The 15877-nt window shown below is 53.4% G+C and carries 23 protein-coding genes; 8 read left to right on the top strand and 15 right to left on the bottom strand.

Going from position 1 to position 15877, the window contains the following annotated elements:
- Position 1: 1 nt before the first annotated feature.
- Genes IBT54_RS19220 through IBT54_RS19205 form a run of 4 tightly spaced genes read right to left on the bottom strand, consistent with a single transcriptional unit; the run spans position 2 to position 1214 of the window.
- Positions 2 to 379 carry a DUF5375 family protein gene (locus IBT54_RS19220; protein WP_201252761.1) on the bottom strand — a complete coding sequence of 126 codons (378 nt, stop codon included), beginning with the start codon at positions 377 to 379 and terminating at the stop codon, positions 2 to 4.
- Positions 376 to 657 carry a hypothetical protein gene (locus IBT54_RS19215; protein ID WP_201252760.1) on the bottom strand — a complete coding sequence of 94 codons (282 nt, stop codon included), beginning with the start codon at positions 655 to 657 and terminating at the stop codon, positions 376 to 378. The genes IBT54_RS19220 and IBT54_RS19215 overlap by 4 nt, the downstream gene beginning before the upstream one ends.
- A 28-nt stretch (positions 658 to 685) precedes the next feature.
- A complete protein-coding gene (locus IBT54_RS19210; protein WP_201252759.1) occupies positions 686 to 1042 on the bottom strand; it encodes a hypothetical protein in 357 nt (118 codons plus the stop codon).
- On the bottom strand, positions 1035 to 1214 hold the full coding sequence (locus tag IBT54_RS19205) for a host cell division inhibitor Icd-like protein (RefSeq protein WP_115387046.1): 180 nt from the start codon (positions 1212 to 1214) through the stop codon (positions 1035 to 1037). Before IBT54_RS19205 ends, IBT54_RS19210 begins: the two co-directional genes overlap by 8 nt.
- Positions 1215 to 1349: 135 nt before the next feature.
- On the opposite strand from IBT54_RS19205, the gene IBT54_RS19200 reads away from it, so the two are divergent.
- Positions 1350 to 1538 (top strand): toxin-antitoxin system HicB family antitoxin, encoded by a 189-nt coding sequence (locus IBT54_RS19200; RefSeq protein WP_126690258.1) that lies wholly within the window; start codon positions 1350 to 1352, stop codon positions 1536 to 1538.
- A 30-nt stretch (positions 1539 to 1568) separates the two neighbouring features.
- On the opposite strand, the gene IBT54_RS19195 is transcribed toward IBT54_RS19200, so the two are convergent.
- From IBT54_RS19195 to IBT54_RS19180, 4 genes are all read right to left on the bottom strand, one after another.
- Positions 1569 to 1775 carry an AlpA family transcriptional regulator gene (locus tag IBT54_RS19195; protein WP_096072318.1) on the bottom strand — a complete coding sequence of 69 codons (207 nt, stop codon included), beginning with the start codon at positions 1773 to 1775 and terminating at the stop codon, positions 1569 to 1571.
- Between the two features lie 372 nt (positions 1776 to 2147).
- Positions 2148 to 2861, bottom strand: a complete 714-nt coding sequence (locus IBT54_RS19190; RefSeq protein WP_187496250.1) for a hypothetical protein — start codon at positions 2859 to 2861, stop codon at positions 2148 to 2150.
- Positions 2861 to 4081 carry a site-specific integrase gene (locus IBT54_RS19185; protein WP_187496249.1) on the bottom strand — a complete coding sequence of 407 codons (1221 nt, stop codon included), beginning with the start codon at positions 4079 to 4081 and terminating at the stop codon, positions 2861 to 2863. Before IBT54_RS19185 ends, IBT54_RS19190 begins: the two co-directional genes overlap by 1 nt.
- A gap of 168 nt (positions 4082 to 4249) precedes the next feature.
- A complete protein-coding gene (locus IBT54_RS19180; protein WP_013359515.1) occupies positions 4250 to 5113 on the bottom strand; it encodes a YicC/YloC family endoribonuclease in 864 nt (287 codons plus the stop codon).
- Positions 5114 to 5268: 155 nt separating this feature from the next.
- Here IBT54_RS19180 and IBT54_RS19175 point away from each other — a divergent pair, with 155 nt between their 5' ends.
- The gene (locus IBT54_RS19175; RefSeq protein WP_201252758.1) at positions 5269 to 5694 is read left to right on the top strand and encodes a DUF3574 domain-containing protein; all 426 of its coding nucleotides are present in this window, start codon (positions 5269 to 5271) and stop codon (positions 5692 to 5694) included.
- Between the two features lie 38 nt (positions 5695 to 5732).
- Here the strand turns inward: IBT54_RS19175 and IBT54_RS19170 are convergent, their stop codons facing one another.
- The gene (locus IBT54_RS19170) at positions 5733 to 6917 is read right to left on the bottom strand and encodes a NupC/NupG family nucleoside CNT transporter (RefSeq protein WP_013359513.1); all 1185 of its coding nucleotides are present in this window, start codon (positions 6915 to 6917) and stop codon (positions 5733 to 5735) included.
- A gap of 150 nt (positions 6918 to 7067) precedes the next feature.
- On the opposite strand from IBT54_RS19170, the gene rph reads away from it, so the two are divergent.
- Together rph and pyrE are read left to right on the top strand one after the other, a co-directional pair.
- Positions 7068 to 7784: a ribonuclease PH gene (rph, locus tag IBT54_RS19165; RefSeq protein WP_003851334.1), complete on the top strand. Its 717-nt coding sequence runs from the start codon at positions 7068 to 7070 to the stop codon at positions 7782 to 7784.
- A 49-nt stretch (positions 7785 to 7833) separates the two neighbouring features.
- Positions 7834 to 8475, top strand: a complete 642-nt coding sequence (gene pyrE, locus IBT54_RS19160; RefSeq protein WP_003851333.1) for an orotate phosphoribosyltransferase — start codon at positions 7834 to 7836, stop codon at positions 8473 to 8475.
- A gap of 35 nt (positions 8476 to 8510) precedes the next feature.
- Here the strand turns inward: pyrE and slmA are convergent, their stop codons facing one another.
- The 3 genes from slmA to coaBC form a co-directional block, all read right to left on the bottom strand.
- Entirely contained in the window at positions 8511 to 9107 is a 597-nt protein-coding gene (slmA, locus tag IBT54_RS19155; RefSeq protein ID WP_033734520.1) for a nucleoid occlusion factor SlmA, read from the bottom strand.
- Between the two features lie 119 nt (positions 9108 to 9226).
- Positions 9227 to 9685: a dUTP diphosphatase gene (gene dut, locus IBT54_RS19150; protein ID WP_013359511.1), complete on the bottom strand. Its 459-nt coding sequence runs from the start codon at positions 9683 to 9685 to the stop codon at positions 9227 to 9229.
- Entirely contained in the window at positions 9663 to 10883 is a 1221-nt protein-coding gene (coaBC, locus tag IBT54_RS19145) for a bifunctional phosphopantothenoylcysteine decarboxylase/phosphopantothenate--cysteine ligase CoaBC (protein WP_201252757.1), read from the bottom strand. The genes dut and coaBC overlap by 23 nt, the downstream gene beginning before the upstream one ends.
- Before the next feature lie 180 nt (positions 10884 to 11063).
- Between coaBC and radC the strand changes: the two genes are divergently transcribed.
- The 4 genes from radC (at position 11064) to mutM (ending at position 13264) form a co-directional block, all read left to right on the top strand.
- The gene (radC, locus tag IBT54_RS19140; RefSeq protein WP_095706496.1) at positions 11064 to 11720 is read left to right on the top strand and encodes a DNA repair protein RadC; all 657 of its coding nucleotides are present in this window, start codon (positions 11064 to 11066) and stop codon (positions 11718 to 11720) included.
- A 241-nt stretch (positions 11721 to 11961) separates the two neighbouring features.
- The gene (rpmB, locus tag IBT54_RS19135; protein ID WP_013359508.1) at positions 11962 to 12198 is read left to right on the top strand and encodes a 50S ribosomal protein L28; all 237 of its coding nucleotides are present in this window, start codon (positions 11962 to 11964) and stop codon (positions 12196 to 12198) included.
- A gap of 19 nt (positions 12199 to 12217) precedes the next feature.
- A complete protein-coding gene (gene rpmG / locus IBT54_RS19130) occupies positions 12218 to 12385 on the top strand; it encodes a 50S ribosomal protein L33 (protein WP_001051798.1) in 168 nt (55 codons plus the stop codon).
- A 69-nt stretch (positions 12386 to 12454) separates the two neighbouring features.
- Positions 12455 to 13264, top strand: a complete 810-nt coding sequence (mutM, locus tag IBT54_RS19125; RefSeq protein WP_013359507.1) for a bifunctional DNA-formamidopyrimidine glycosylase/DNA-(apurinic or apyrimidinic site) lyase — start codon at positions 12455 to 12457, stop codon at positions 13262 to 13264.
- Here mutM and coaD read toward each other — a convergent pair.
- Genes coaD through waaA form a run of 3 tightly spaced genes read right to left on the bottom strand, consistent with a single transcriptional unit; the run spans position 13261 to position 15787 of the window.
- Complete coding sequence (gene coaD / locus IBT54_RS19120) at positions 13261 to 13740, bottom strand: pantetheine-phosphate adenylyltransferase (protein WP_033784308.1); 480 nt, start codon at positions 13738 to 13740, stop codon at positions 13261 to 13263. The genes mutM and coaD overlap by 4 nt on opposite strands.
- Positions 13737 to 14513, bottom strand: a complete 777-nt coding sequence (locus tag IBT54_RS19115) for a glycosyltransferase family 2 protein (RefSeq protein WP_201252756.1) — start codon at positions 14511 to 14513, stop codon at positions 13737 to 13739. The genes coaD and IBT54_RS19115 overlap by 4 nt, the downstream gene beginning before the upstream one ends.
- On the bottom strand, positions 14513 to 15787 hold the full coding sequence (gene waaA / locus IBT54_RS19110; protein WP_013359504.1) for a lipid IV(A) 3-deoxy-D-manno-octulosonic acid transferase: 1275 nt from the start codon (positions 15785 to 15787) through the stop codon (positions 14513 to 14515). Before waaA ends, IBT54_RS19115 begins: the two co-directional genes overlap by 1 nt.
- Positions 15788 to 15877 lie beyond the last annotated feature (90 nt).

Genomic DNA, 15877 nt, shown 5'->3' with positions numbered 1-15877 from the left:
CTTAATGCCGGTACAGCGACGCGCCGGTGTCGCAGAACGATTCAAACGCCGCCGGAAGCGTGGCGTAAAGCCCTTCCATTACCTCATACCCGCGCGCCGTCAGAGCGGGCGGTGCGGTCAGGAGCGTCGGCTCCACCATGTCGGTAAGCAGTGCCAGCGCCGCCGCAGCGCCGTGCGCTTCGCCATACTCGTTAACCATCGCGCTCTCAATATGCAGGGCGATGGCCATCTCGATACGCTCCACCGTCATGCGGTGCGGGCCGCGCATTTCGCTGCCGGTGTCGGCCAGATGCCTTGCCCGCCATGCGTAAGCGATGGCGCGACGGTACAGTGCCGTTGTCAGCTCGAGCGGGAACACGGATACCTGTGGCTTCTTCATTCGCGGGCCTCCTCAATCAGTGCACAGCAGCGCGTAACGTCGGTCAGGTCGGCGCGCAGGTAATCCATCAGTGCGGCTACGCCGGGCAAGCTATGCGTGGTTAATGCACCCGGACAGGAATGCTCGGAAAACAGTAGCTGGAGCAGGTCGCAGGCTTCCTTTGCACGGGTCAGCTTCTCAAAAGCGTCTTCCGGCAGGCCGTAGGTAAAGGCGGCAAATGCACCGCTTTCAGGCAAGGGGATGCCCTGAGCACCGTTGTGCCCGATTGAAACTGTCATGATTTACTCCATTAAAGCTGGCTGTGTGTCAGAGGAATTTTGAGTAGTGGCCGTCGTCAGGCTCCGCAGGCTGCTGTGCAGCCCGCTCTCGCCAGCGCTCATACTTCACCGTGGGATGCAGATTAAACGGGCTGAACCCGCCGCTGCCTCCGGTCGGGACGGTGAGACGATGCGGCGCACCGGCAAGCCGGGTATAGTTTTCCTGAAACCACGCCAGTGGGGAGGAGGTCACCTGACCGTCGCTGTCGTAGCGATACAGAACCTCGTGACTGAACTCAGGGTTAACGGATGCGACTGACGCAGGTGCATCGGTAAATCGCAGTATCGTCACCGTCCAGCCCTGTGAATGCTGCCAGCGTTCGCCGCTCTGAGGATATTCACGCATGGCAGCCTCCGCGGCAGGGCAGGCGGCCCGCAAATAGCAGGATGTAATCAGCCGCCATTCGGCTGCGGGCGCTGCGCTCGTCAATGGCAGTAATACGCAGCATGACGGGGCGGCAGGACAATTGAGAGCGGTTGATTGCCGCGAAGATCCAGGTAGACTTTGATGCAGCCATAGGGGTACTCCCAAGTTCATTTATGGTCAGGCTTTGCGAGGTATTGCGAGTACCTTGCAGAGCCGCTTGTTTTCAAATGCTTTGTTATATAAGGTACGTACCTTACCGTTCTTATTAAAGTTAAAGGTACGTACAATGTCAAGAGTTAAAGATCGCACTCCTAAAACCGGTGGCAAATCGCCCACCTTCCAGATCCGCATCAATCCAGAGCTAAGAGAGCAACTCGATCTTGAAGCTGCGAAAGACCAAACCACACTCGGCAACTGGTTCAAGGAGGTTGCAAGAGAAGAACTTAGGCGTCGTGGCATTGAACCTAAAGGATGATTTTTGCGGTGACTCGTCGCCGCATATTTTTCAATGTGCACGCTGCTGCCCTATCCATTCTTTTACCTCCTCAGCGCGCCAGGCAGTAATACGAGCGGAAATTTTTACTGGCTTCGGAAATGATCCAGATGCAACCCGTCGCCATAGCGTTGCTGACGAAAACGGCAGGCAATGCATCAACTGTTTTTGTCTGATAAATCCGGTTTCAGGGATGATTCCGTAAGGTGTGTGCTTCAAATTAGGATCTCCTATCTCAATGAGTACAAGTGGTGTGGGATGAGATTAATGGAGACGCATTGATGAATTCCACTGAAAGTGGAATTCCATAAAGAAGATGAAAATTCCATCAAAAAAAATGAATTCCATCGATTCATTACTGTTGGAGAGGGAAGGTGAGGGCTTTTAAACTTATGATTTATAAGTGACTTATTTTAAAGAGATTTGTATTGCACTTCATTGCACCTCATTGCTCTTTATAAACACTTAGGTTCGACACTATTGGCCAATATTGGCAACTAAAGGGCAATCGAAGGTAATGCCTGGGCATTGTTTGGCACATTTCGATACCGGAAGAGATATCAATGCATCCTAAGAGCAGGCAACAAAACGTCACTCCTCATCATAAAGTGAGTTAAGAGATGCTCTCAGCTTGTCGTAAAAAGAAGATTTACCCATCCCTTTTTGGCTTATGCCATTAGATTTCGCATAATCGCTCAACAATCTGTGCAAAGGTTCGATGCTTGGGGAACCAGCATTGTTAATCCACTTTGTCGATCCACTGGTTGATTTTTCCATAGCGAGATTGATCGCGAGCAAACCTATAATTTTATGAAGAGATGCATTCTCCTCGTTTTTCTTGTGGGCACCACGCTTGTCCTGAACATTTTCTTTAGCGATTAAAACTGCCTTTTCGCCGCCACACTGAAAAATGAGTGATTCACCATACTTTTTATATGTTTGACTCAAGGCTTGAGTGCATCTTTCGATCAAAAAATCGGGAGTTACATCTTTTTCAAGAAGAATGAAACAAGATGAGAAAAGGATGTTTGCCTCTATGGGGCTATTGGTCGCGATTGCTTTAGGATAAAGTATATCCAGTTCATTTTGCTTTCCTTGTGATTTAAGGATAGCGTGTAAATTCCTGTTAACTCTAATTAGATATACACAATAATCACTGATAATACTGTTTTTATCTTTCGGTAACTCATCGTTTCTAAGGTTAGGATCAACATTGGCTAATGCCCTAGCCAATTCCTTTATTTCAATTTGGGGGTAGTGGGTTAGCCTTTCAATGGAGCTACCTTTTGAGAAACTAAAATCCATTATAACTTCGCCTCTATTTCTGCTAGAAAGTCAGCCAGTTTATCAAGCGCTAATTTTCTTTCATTAAAGTAATTATGTCTATTGTAGATACCTTCAACGCCTTTAATGCGATGATTAAGGCAACGCTCTGCTACCACTGGATCGATATTTAAAAATGCCAGGTGGGTTCTGGCAGTTCGTCTGAAGTCGTGGATAGTAAAGCCTTCAACTCCTTCCATATGCGGTTTAAGCTTTGCCAGCGCAACTGGAAGTGTACTTTCGGCAATATGAGGTATCATCCTGTTCTGCATTTTTCTGGCTGGCAGAACCCATTCACTGCCTAAAGAAAGTTGCTTTAGCTCATTCAGCCAAATTAAAGATAATTTAGGAAGAGGGATATCCAGGTTATCGCCGTTTTTAGTGTTTTTTAAATACCAGATACCTTCCTCAAGATCAAAGTCTTCCCATTTAGCTGAGCACAGTTCCATTTTCCTGCAGCAAAGAAGTAAAAGTAGCTTAAAAGTTATTTCATTCTGTCGGCTAAATCCTTTAGCTATTTTCATCGCGCGAAAAAGTAACGTAATTTCCTCTTCTGAAAGAAAACGATCTCTGGATTTTTCCTGTCCACCTGCATCATTGTTATCAAAGGCTGCCGCTGGGTTAACACTCAGATAGTGACGTTTTATACCATAGTTAAATATGCGCTTTATCCAACGTAATACATCATTAGCGATAGTTGGCGCGCCGCGTTGAACAATGCTTTGCAACATTTTATCAATATCACGAGGCTTAACGTCTTCAACCTTTATGTTGCCTATGTGAGGATTGATATCTTTTTCAATGCGCCTGCGAAGAATATCGGGGTGTTTCCAGCGTCCAACAATTTGTTTCTCGTAGTACTCAATCGCAAGGTCAGAAACACTACGAGCATTCTTCTCTTTCTCGATTTTGGCAAGCGTAGAGGCTTTGCGCTCCTGCTTCTCTCCGGCGACGTCATAGCCTAAAGCTACTCTTGCCGATAGCTCTCTGGCCCGTTCGCGCGCTTTTGCTAAGGATAGATCCCCGTACGAACCGATCCACATTGCACGGGCTTTGCCTCCGTAGCTGTAGCGAAAGCGCCATTTGGGTATTGAGAACTCTTTGCGGTAGCAAAGGTACAATCCGTTTCCGTCAGAGCGTCCTTCAAACCGTTCCTGAGACTTGAGCCAGGCTTTTATCTGTATGTCTGTTAGCTTTCCCATTCTGCCTGCTTGTACCAAACCGATAACGGTAAAAGGATAATTGGTACATCAGATGGTACAGTAAAAGCGCGAGGTTTTGCGAGATGTGATGATTCTTAATGAGACAATAAAACCCGTAAGTCACGGGTTTTATTGTTGTTATGACATCATGTGAAAGTAAGTGAGAACTTACTCGATGTTCTGAATCTGCTCGCGCATCTGTTCAATCAGCACTTTCAGTTCGATCGCTGATGCGGTGATATCGGCATTGATCGACTTTGATGCCAGCGTGTTCGACTCACGGTTGAACTCCTGCATCATGAAATCGAGCCGACGGCCAACCGCTTCTTTCTTTTTCAGGATGTTGTAGGTCTCTTTAACGTGCGCATCCAGACGATCCAGCTCTTCGGAGACGTCGACACGCTGCGCCATCATCACCAGTTCCTGCTCAAGGCGATTGTTCTCCAGCTGAACTTCAGCATCTTCCAGTTTGGCGACCAGACGTTCACGCTGCCATTTGATGACTTCAGGCATCTGCGCACGCACTTTACTGACTTCCTGCGAGACCCCTTCCAGACGCTGCTCAATCATCGCTTTCAGCGCGGTGCCTTCGCTTTCACGTGCCGCAATGAAATCATCCAGCGCACTATCCAGCGCCTTCAACAACTGTGTGTTAATGGCATCCAGATCCTGCTCCTGTGCAGACATCACACCGGGCCAGCGCAGGATATCCAGCGGATTAATCGCGCCTTCATCGCTCTGCATTTTCACCCAGTTGGCTGCCTGCACCAGCTGTTTCGCCAGCGTTTCGTTGAGCATCAGCTCGCCCTGTGCACTGGGGTCTGCGTCATAACGCAGGTTGCACTCAATTTTACCGCGCGTCAGACGCTGACGAATGCGTTCGCGGATAACCGGCTCCAGCCCACGAAACTGTTCCGGCAGACGGATGTAGGTTTCCAGATAACGCTGGTTAACAGAACGCAGCTCCCAGGCGGCGCTGCCCCATTCGCCTTTGGCTTCGCTGCGGGCATAAGCGGTCATACTGCGGATCATAAGCGGTACTCATTTGCGGAAAGATGGGTGAAGTATAGCGAGGCGAGCCACGGCATAACAGGCATAAGCGTCTCACCGGAAAATAACGAACCATTTCCGCTTTCCGCGAGAGCCACTTATGATGACCACTAACCCCTTGTGAGGATGATCGATTTATGTCACGCGTTATTGCTCTTCCTGTTGTGATGGCTCTGCTGCTGGCAGGTTGCCAGACGCGCCACGCGCCGCCCACGAAACCGCAACCCATCTGTGCGGGTGGCGACATGATGATGCAAACCACACTGTGGTTTGGACTGAGCAAACCAGATGGCGGCAGGGTGAGTTCACTCGACTGGATGAACTTTGTGGATAATGAGGTCACGCCACGCTTCAAAGCGGGACTGTCGGTTTATGACGCTAAAGGGCAATGGCTGGGCGAGAACGGCAAACTGGCACGTGAGAACAGTAAAGCGCTGATGCTGATCCACGGTATCGATCCTGCCATCAATCAGGACATTGAGGCGTTACGTACCCTCTATAAAAAACGCTTTGGTCAGGAGTCGGTGATGCGGGTGGATGCACCCGTCTGTGTCGGATTCTAGGATGAACGCGGGCGGCAGCGAGGCCGCCCGCGGAGTACTCAGATAAACAGACCGGCAAAAGCCGCAGAGAGCAGGCTCACCAGTGTGGAGCCATAGACCAGCTTCCAGCCAAACCGGGAAACCACATTTCCCTGTTTCTCGTTCAGGCCTTTAATTGCGCCCGCCACAATGCCGATAGAGGCAAAGTTAGCAAAGGAAACCAGGAACACCGACAGAATACCCAGCCCACGCGCACTCATGCCCGCCGCGACTTTCTGTAGCTCAATCATCGCCACAAACTCATTCGCGACCAGCTTGGTTGCCATGATGCTGGCCGCCTGCAGGGCATCCGCTTTGGGAATGCCGATCAGCCAGGCCAGAGGATAGAACAGATAGCCAAGCAGCTGCTGGAAGCTGTAACCGAACACCGCCGCAAACAGCGCGTTGATGGCAGCAATCAGGGCAATAAAGCCAATCAGCATGGCCAGAATGATCATCGCCACTTTGAAACCAGCCAGGATGTACTCACCCAGCATCTCAAAGAAACTCTGCTCTTCATGCAGTTTTTCCAGCGCGATAGGCTGCTCATTCTGGCTCTCCATCGGGTTAATGATCGACAGAATGATGAAGGTACTGAACATGTTAAGCAGCAGTGCGGCAACCACATACTTCGGTTCAATCATCGACATATAAGCACCGACAATCGACAGCGAAACGGTAGACATCGCGGTCGCTGCCATCGTGTAGAGCCGGCGCGGCGGGATATCACCCAGAATCCCTTTATAGGCGATGAAGTTTTCCGACTGACCGAGAATCAGCGTGCTGACGGCGTTAAATGACTCCAGCTTGCCCATGCCGTTAATCTTCGACAGCAGCGTCCCGAAAATCCGGATCAGCAGCGGCAGGATGCGCCAGTGCTGCAATATGCCGATGAGTGCTGAAATAAAGACAATCGGGCAGAGCACGCCAAGGAAGATAAATGCCAGCCCCTGTTTGCTCATTCCGCCAAACACGAATTCTGTACCCTGTGCGGCAAAGCCAAGCAGCGTCTCAAAGAATCCCGCGAACGAGCCAACCAGCGCCAGCCCTCCGGCAGAGTGAAGGAAGAACCAGCCCAGCGCGGCTTCCACCACAATCAGTTGAACAATAAAGCGCAGGCGAATCTGTTTACGGTCATGACTGACCAGCAGCGCAAGGGCGAAAATCACCACCAGCGCCAGCAGGAAATGAAGAATGGCGGCCATATGTCTTTTTTATCAGAGAGAAAGGAAAGCGCATTTAGCCACAGCTGGCCGGGAATTTCATCTGGTGCCTGCGTCAGACCGGCGCAAGAGACAGCGGGCAAGGAAGTCCGTATAATGCGCAGCCAATCATTAGCAAGCCGGAGAATACCCATGCGTCCAGCAGGCCGTAGCGCACAACAGGTGCGTCCAGTCACATTGACCCGCAATTACACCAAACACGCAGAGGGTTCCGTTCTGGTGGAATTCGGCGAAACGAAAGTGCTTTGCACTGCCTCCGTAGACGAAGGGGTTCCGCGTTTCCTTAAAGGCCAGGGCCAGGGCTGGGTCACGGCTGAATATGGCATGCTGCCGCGTTCTACCCACAGTCGTATGGCGCGTGAAGCCGCAAAAGGCAAGCAGGGTGGCCGTACGCTGGAGATTCAGCGTCTGATCGCCCGTTCACTGCGCGCCGCGGTTGATCTTAAAGCGCTGGGTGAATTTACCATTACGCTCGACTGTGACGTCATTCAGGCCGATGGCGGCACCCGCACCGCGTCAATTACCGGCGCCTGCGTGGCGCTGGCCGATGCGCTGAACAAGCTGGTGGCCAGCGGCAAGCTGAAAGCCAATCCAATGAAGGGCATGGTCGCGGCGATTTCAGTAGGTATCGTTAAAGGCGAAGCGCTGTGCGATCTGGAGTACGTTGAGGACTCCGCGGCAGAAACCGACATGAACGTCGTGATGATGGAAGATGGTCGCATGATCGAGGTGCAGGGCACCGCTGAGGGCGAACCGTTCAGCCATGAAGAGCTGCTGACGCTACTGGCGCTGGCACGTGGCGGCATTGAGGAATTGATTCAGGCGCAGAAAGCAGCGCTGGAAAATTGATGTAACAGGCGACCTCAGGGTCGCCTTTTCTTTATTTGAGGAGTGAGAAATGAAAGCCTGGCAGCGTCAGTTTATTGAATTCGCCCTGAACAAGCAGGTGCTGAAGTTCGGTGAGTTCACTTTAAAGTCAGGGCGTAAAAGCCCCTATTTCTTTAATGCTGGTCTGTTTAACAGCGGACGGGATTTAGCGCTGCTGGGACGCTTCTACGCGCAGGCGCTGGTGGATGGCGCTGTCGATTTCGATCTGCTGTTCGGCCCGGCCTATAAAGGCATTCCGATTGCGACCACCACGGCGGTGGCGCTGGCGGACCATCATGACCGCGATGTGCCCTACTGCTTCAACCGCAAAGAAGCCAAAGATCACGGTGAAGGCGGCCTGCTGGTGGGCAGCCCGCTGCAGGGCAAAGTGATGCTGGTGGACGATGTGATCACGGCAGGTACAGCGATTCGTGAGTCGATGGATATTATCGGTGCGCACAACGCTACCCTGGCAGGCGTGCTGGTGTCGCTTGATCGTCAGGAGCGTGGACGTGGAGAGATGTCGGCGATTCAGGAAGTGGAACGTGATTACGGCTGCAAAGTGACCGCCATTATCACACTGGCCGACCTGATTAGCTGGCTGGAAGAGAAGCCGGAGATGGCCGATCATCTGGCTCAGGTTCGTGCCTATCAGAAAGCGTACGGGATTTAACAGAGGCGGGCATGATGCCCGCCTTCTTTGACTCTTTACACCAGCTGGGCGGCCATCAGCGGCCAGCGAGCCTCAAAGTCTGCGGTGGGACTGAAACGAAACTCAGAACGGACATAGCGCGACAGTAAACCTTCACAGAAAGCCAGCAGCTGGCTTGCCAGTAACGCCTCATCAGCCTGAAAAGCTTCGCCCTCACGCATTTTCCGTTCACGCATCACCTGACGCAGTTGCACTTCAATCCGCTCAAACAGCTGATTAATACGTCCCTGCAGCCGGTCCTGCTCGAACATCAGCGCATGGCCGGTCAGGATGCGCGTCAGTCCCGGATTACGCTCACCAAATCCCAGAATCAGTTGCACGATCAGACGCAGGCGCGTCATGGTCTCTTTTTCATCTTTGAGGATCAGATTGATGCGGGTAATCAGACTGTCTTCGATAAACTCAATCAGGCTATCGAACATGCGTGTCTTACTGGGGAAGTGACGATACAGCGCCGCTTCGGAAACGCCTACCGTGGCTGCCAGCTTGGCGGTGGTAATGCGCTGACTGCCATCACCTGACTCCAGCATCTGTGCCAGCGCCTGCAAAATCTCTTCGCGACGGTTCCGCTTCGCGACTTTTTTTTCTGCCATGACCTTAAAAACCCCTGAAATTCACCTAAAAACAGGCAACACCTACGCATCTGCCACAGGAACGCGTCCCATGGCGATGAGGAAAAATAACGGGCGTAAGTGAAAGTCGGTAATGCGGGTTACTGGCGACCTGAGTGGCCGAAGCCGCCTTCGCCGCGCAGGCTAGCGTCGAAATCGTCGACCAGGTTAAATTCCGCCTGTACCACCGGTACAAAGACCAGTTGTGCCATGCGATCGCCGGGTTGCAGAGAGAAACTTTCCTGGCCGCGATTCCAGACCGACACCATCAGCTGTCCCTGATAGTCGGAGTCAATCAACCCGACCAGGTTGCCCAGCACGATGCCGTGTTTATGGCCAAGACCGGAGCGCGGCAGGATCACAGCGGCCAGATCGGGGTCGGCGATATGAATCGCCAGACCGGTCGGGACCAGCGTGGTTGTGCCTGGTGCGATGTCGAGCACCTCATCAATACAGGCGCGTAAATCTAACCCAGCGGAACCTGACGTGGCGTAGGTCGGCAGTGGAAACTCTTTGCCGACACGCGCATCCAGAATTTTAACGTCTATTTTTTTCATCATAACGGCTGACAATCTCGTCTATTAATTGTTGGCCAAGGAGAGACTTATCGCTGAGCGGTAAGCGTTTTTCTCCATCCTGCCAAAAAAGGTGAAGAGCATTGGTGTCGCTATTAAATCCCTGTCCGGCTTTAGCGACATCATTAGCGCAGATCAGGTCCAGATTCTTGCGCACCTGTTTTTGCCGGGCGTATTCTTCCACATTCTGTGTTTCAGCAGCAAATCCAACCACAAATGGCCGGTTTTCCTGAAGTGCGGCGACCCCGGCAACAATATCGGGATTCTTTACCAGGTTCAGCGTGACGTTATCATCGCCGCCCTGTTTCTTGATTTTATCGGCCGCAATATCGGCTGCCCGGTAGTCTGCCACGGCTGCGCTTGCAATGAAAATATGTTGTTTATCTATCTCGCTCATGACGGCGGCCTGCATCTCCAGGGCGCTGGTAACATCAATGCGCCGCACACCCGCTGGTGCCGCCAGGCTGACCGGACCACTGACCAGCGTTACCTGTGCGCCACGCCTGGCAGCAGCGGCGGCAATCGCAAAGCCCATTTTGCCGGAGCTGTGATTCGAGATGTAGCGCACCGGGTCCAGGGCCTCACGGGTTGGACCGGCGGTTATCATAATGTTGAGATGTTGCAGATCGTTGACGGGCGCCGCCCACTGCACCGCATGGTCAACAATCACCAGCGGGTCAAGCATCCGGCCCGGCCCGACATCACCGCAGGCCTGGCTGCCGCTGTCCGGCCCCCAGATCAGCACGCCACGCTCATGCAGCGTATGCAGGTTGTACTGGGTCACCGCCGCACGATACATCTGCTGATTCATGGCGGGCACTACCGCTACGGGTGAGGCCGTCGCTAAGACGGCGGTGGTCACCAGATCGTTTGCCATACCGGCAGTGATACGGGCAATCAGGTCGGCAGTGGCCGGTGCCAGCACAATCAGGTCGGCCCATTTTGCCAGTTCAATATGACCCATCGCCGCTTCCGCTGCCGGATCAAGCAGATCGTCAAACACCGGATAGCCTGAAACGGCCTGCAGGCTGAGCGGAGTAATAAAGGCCTTTGCCCCCTCCGTCATCATTACGCGGACATCAGCGCCGCGGTCGCGCAGGCGACGCACCAGCTCAGGTGCTTTATAAGCAGCGATACCGCCACTCACGCCAAGAAGAATTTTTTTGCCGACTAATCCCATCATGATGTTGGCCTCACTAAGCTCTCTGCCGCCCGCGGCGGCGAATGCACGGACTTTATCACAAAAGCGTGTACGCGCCTTTTCACCAACTGCGTTTGCGAGCTGCCTCGAAGATTGATGCGCCACTGATAGCGGTACGCTTCAGGATGGGCCACTCTTAGGCGCATCTCAGGGAGAGCAAAGATGAAAATCAAGGGACCACGGGAAAAACTGCAAAAACTGGGCGCGCATTCGCTCAGCGATACCGAACTGCTGGCCATCTTTCTCCGCACCGGCTCGCCGGGGCAGAACGTCCTTGAGCTGGCCGGGCAGATGCTGGAGGGATTTGGCTCGCTTTATCAGCTCATGACGTCAGACAAAGCGGCAATTTGCAAAATTAAAGGGGTCGGTGATGCCAAGCTGGCGCAACTGCACGCGATTGCCGAACTGGCGAAGCGCTTTTTCGCCAGTAAGCTGGCGCGCGAAAGCGTGATGGAAAATCCACAGATTACACGCCAGTATCTGCAAAGTCTGTTAGCCCACCAGGAGCGGGAGATCTTTATGGCCCTGTTTCTGGATAATCAGCATCGGGTGCTGCGGGCACAAAATATGTTCTCTGGCTCCATTAATAGCGTGGAAGTTCACCCCCGCGAGATCGTCCGGGAAGCGCTGAAGCTCAACGCAGCCGCCCTGATACTGGCGCATAATCATCCGTCGGGGATGGCGGAACCGAGCCGTGCTGACCGTGAAGTGACCCATAAAGTCAGCGAAGCCTGTCAGCTATTCGACATCCGTCTGCTCGATCATCTGGTGATTGGCCATGGCGAATATGTCTCCTTTGCTGAGCGGGGATGGCTCTGATTCAGGGAAAATTCGCGCCAGGTGGCGGCTTTTTGCCCGATCATTCGGGATCTTTATCTGTTCGGGACTTGAGCACTTGGGCTGAGCGGCGTATACTACGCCACCTTTGAGAATCTCGGGTTTGGCGGTTAGGCCAGCTTAGCGGGTTCCATGGAACTCGCCTGGCGGGCTGCAAGCCTGACGAGGCGGCCAAAACCTAATTTTTAAAGCTCGAGCTGATTTGATTTTTGGAGATATAGACATGTCACGAGTCTGCCAGGTAACTGGAAAGCGTCCGGTAACGGGTAACAACCGTTCCCACGCAATGAACGCGACGAAACGCCGTTTCCTTCCGAACCTGCACTCACACCGTTTTTGGGTTGAGAGCGAGAAGCGCTTCGTTACTCTGCGTGTATCTGTTAAAGGTATGCGCATTATTGATAAAAAGGGCATTGATACGGTTTTATCCGACATGCGTGCCCGTGGTGAGAAGTACTAAGGTACTAAGGAACTGAATCATGGCTAAAGGTATTCGTGAGAAGATCAAGCTGGTTTCCTCTGCTGGTACAGGTCACTTCTATACCACCACGAAGAACAAACGTACTAAACCAGAGAAGCTGGAACTGAAAAAGTTCGATCCGGTTGTACGTCAGCATGTGATCTACAAAGAAGCTAAAATTAAGTAATTTTAGTGTTCTGCTAAAAACCCGGCTCCGGCCGGGTTTTTTGTTTGTGTAAAACGCTGAGGAGAAGGTATGCCAGAGTTGCCAGAGGTTGAGACCAGCCGCCGCGGTATCGAGCCGCATTTGGTCGGTGAAACCATTCTTCACGCCGTGGTGCGTAATTCACGTCTGCGCTGGCCTGTTTCGCAGGAGATCCTGGCGCTAAGCGATCAGCCGGTGCTTAGCGTGCAGCGTCGGGCGAAATATCTGCTGCTGGAACTGCCGCATGGCTGGATTATTATCCACCTGGGCATGTCGGGCAGCCTGCGGGTGCTTTCCGAAGAGCTGCCAGCAGCGAAGCATGACCATGTTGATTTGGTGATGAGCAACGGCAAAGTACTGCGTTACACCGACCCGCGCCGCTTTGGTGCCTGGCTCTGGAGCAGCGATCTGACGGGCAGCAGCGTGCTGGCACATCTTGGGCCTGAGCCGCTTAGCGACCAGTTTGACGGTACTTACCTGTTTGATAAGTCACGTGGCAAACGGACGCTCATCAAGCAGTGGCTGATGGATAACAAAGTGGTGGTGGGCGTGGGCAACATTTACGCCAGTGAGTCACTGTTTACCGCCGGGATCCTTCCCGATCGTGCCGCAGGAAGTCTGTCACAGGCTGAAGCGGAGCTGCTGGTCAACACCATTAAAGCGGTGCTGTTACGTTCAATTGAACAGGGCGGTACTACGCTGCGTGACTTTTTACAGACCGACGGCAAACCTGGCTATTTTGCCCAGCAGTTGCAGGTTTATGGCCGGGCCGGTGAACCCTGCCGGGCATGCGGTACGCCGATTATCAGCGGCAGGCACGGGCAGCGCAGCACCTACTGGTGCCCCAACTGCCAGCATTAAGCCAGTTTAGCCAGCAGTGCCTGATGCACAGGCGCGGGCAGAAAGGCGGAAACATCGCCGCTGTGACGCGCCACCTCTTTGACCAGCGAAGAGGAGATAAACGAAAAGCCTTCAGACGGCATCAGGAACACACTCTCCAGCGTTGGCAGCAGGTGACGATTCATCTGCGCCAGCTGCATTTCATATTCAAAATCTGACACCGCACGTAAACCACGGACCAGCACATTCGCCTGCTGGTCACGGGCGAAATTTGCCATCAGGTCGCTGAAGCCGATCACCTCAACGTTCGGCAGATGGGCCACCACCTGACCGGCCAGCGCCACGCGCTCATCCAGGCTGAACATCGGTTTTTTACTGGGGCTGGCAGCAATGGCCAGAATCACCTGATCAAACATCTGCGCTGCCCGCGTCACGATGTCGAGATGACCGAGCGTTACAGGATCAAACGTACCGGGATAGATGGCTTTAGTGGTCATACTCGCCCTTTTGCCGAAGCGTGATTCAGCGCCCAGAGGGCTGAATATTTATTGAAGGTATATTGCGCGTTGACCACCGCCAGAATCCAGCCCTGTTTGCCGTCGAGAAAACCGGCACGCAGCAGCAACGTTTTAACAAACGCGCCCAGCGTATGGCTGAACACAGAAAAGAGGCCGCAACGCTTACCGCGCTGGTGACGTTCCGTGGCCCAGGCTTCAGCATAGGCCAGTTGTTTGCGCTGAAAGGCGATTAAATCGCGGCAGGTCAGATGTTCCAGAGCGCCAGGCAACGCCACCACCGGTGCGCCGTCACTCTGCAGTGATTCATGCACCAGATTGTCATTGTAATGGAAGGTGCGTGGATAGAGACGCATCACGCGGTCGGGATACCAGCCACTGTGGCGCATAAAGCGGCCGAGAAACAGATTACTGCGGCCCAGGCTGTAAACCGTGCGGCTGGGTGGGGCGACCAGCACCTGCTCAATCGCGGCACGCAGTTCGAGTGAAACACGCTCATCTGCATCGATCATCAGAATCATGTCGCCGGTGGCATAGCCCTGTGCGCGCTGGCGCTGAATGCCATAGCCCTGCCAGTCATCACTTTTATAGACCTGCGCCCCAGCCTGCGTGGCGATCTCAACACTGTCGTCACTGCTGCCAGAATCCAGCACAATAATTTCGTCGGCCCAGCTGACTGAGGCCAGACAAGCCGGCAGCAGCTCCGCTTCATTTTTGGCGATCATCACCACAGAAAGACGCTGGCGTGCTGACATTAGTGGGCCCGTGGTGGCAGATGCGGTTCGAGTAACTGTAGCAGACGCTGAAGCGCACCCTGGTTCTGGTGCAGTACGTCTACCGCATGGCGTCCGTAATAACGGCGGTAATCATCATCCTGTAACAGGTTGGTGACCTCTTTTTCCAGTGAAATCACGTCGGTGACGGTGATCAGACCCTGGCCTTCCTGCAACTTGCTGCAGATATCTTTGAAGTTCCAGATGTGAGGCCCCATCAGCACCGGAAGGGCATGGGCCGCGGGTTCCAGCGGGTTGTGTCCGCCCCGCTCAACCAGGCTGCCGCCGACAAACGCCAGATCGGCGATGCCGTAAAGCAGCATAAGTTCACCCATTGAGTCGCCGATGACCACCTGCGTGGAACCCGAAGGGATCTCACCGCTGCTGCGCAGGATAAAGCTGAAGCCGCGTTCCTGCGTCAGTTCGCGCGCATCGTTAAAGCGTTCAGGATGGCGGGGAACCAGAATCAGCAGCAGATCCGGAAACGTCTGCAGCAGGCGACGATGGGTATCCAGCACGATGGCCTCTTCGCCTTCGTGCGTGCTGGTGGCAATCCACACCGGGCGACGCGGCGCCCACTGGCGACGCAGTGTTACCGCTCTGGCGGCCAGTTCTGGCGTCACGGAAATATCAAACTTCAGGCTGCCGGTAATCGCCAGCTGTGAACGTTTCAGGCCCAGACTCAGGAAGCGGTCGCCATCTTCCGTATTCTGTGCCGCAATCAGCGTGATGCTCTGCAACAGCTGGCGCATAAATTTACCCAGCTTGCGATAGCCTTTGGCGGAGCGGGCCGAGAGGCGGGCATTGGCGATCACCAGCGGAATGTTACGCTGGTGCAGAATGCGGATAATGTTCGGCCACAGCTCCGTTTCCATGATGATCACCAATCGTGGATTAACCGTATCCAGAAAACGATTAATCGAACCTGGCAGATCATAAGGCAGATAGACGTGATGCACATCTTTGCCAAAAGCAGATTGCGCCCGCTCAGAACCAGTTGGCGTCATGGTGGTGACGGTAATCGGCAGGGTCGGGTAACGATGACGCAGTGCGCGCACCAGCGGAATCGCGGCCAGCGTTTCACCCACAGAGACCGAGTGCAGCACAATGCCGTCAGGCTTCACTTTGCCGACACAATAGCCATAGCGTTCTGCCCAGCGTTTGCGATAGGCAGGCGCTTTACGACCGCGCAGCCACAGGCGCAGCCAGATCAGTGGCTGAATGAAGTAGAGCAATGCGGTGTAAATGGTCGTCATAGTTACCGTTACAGCAGGTTCGCGTCTAAAAACAGATTAAAATGAGATGGCGGCATGGTATCAGAAACCCTGCATGCACTCATCCCACAT

The organism is Pantoea sp. S62 (assembly GCF_016658625.1).
Lineage (GTDB): Bacteria > Pseudomonadota > Gammaproteobacteria > Enterobacterales > Enterobacteriaceae > Pantoea > Pantoea vagans.
This window is presented reverse-complemented; position numbering and strand designations above follow the sequence as displayed.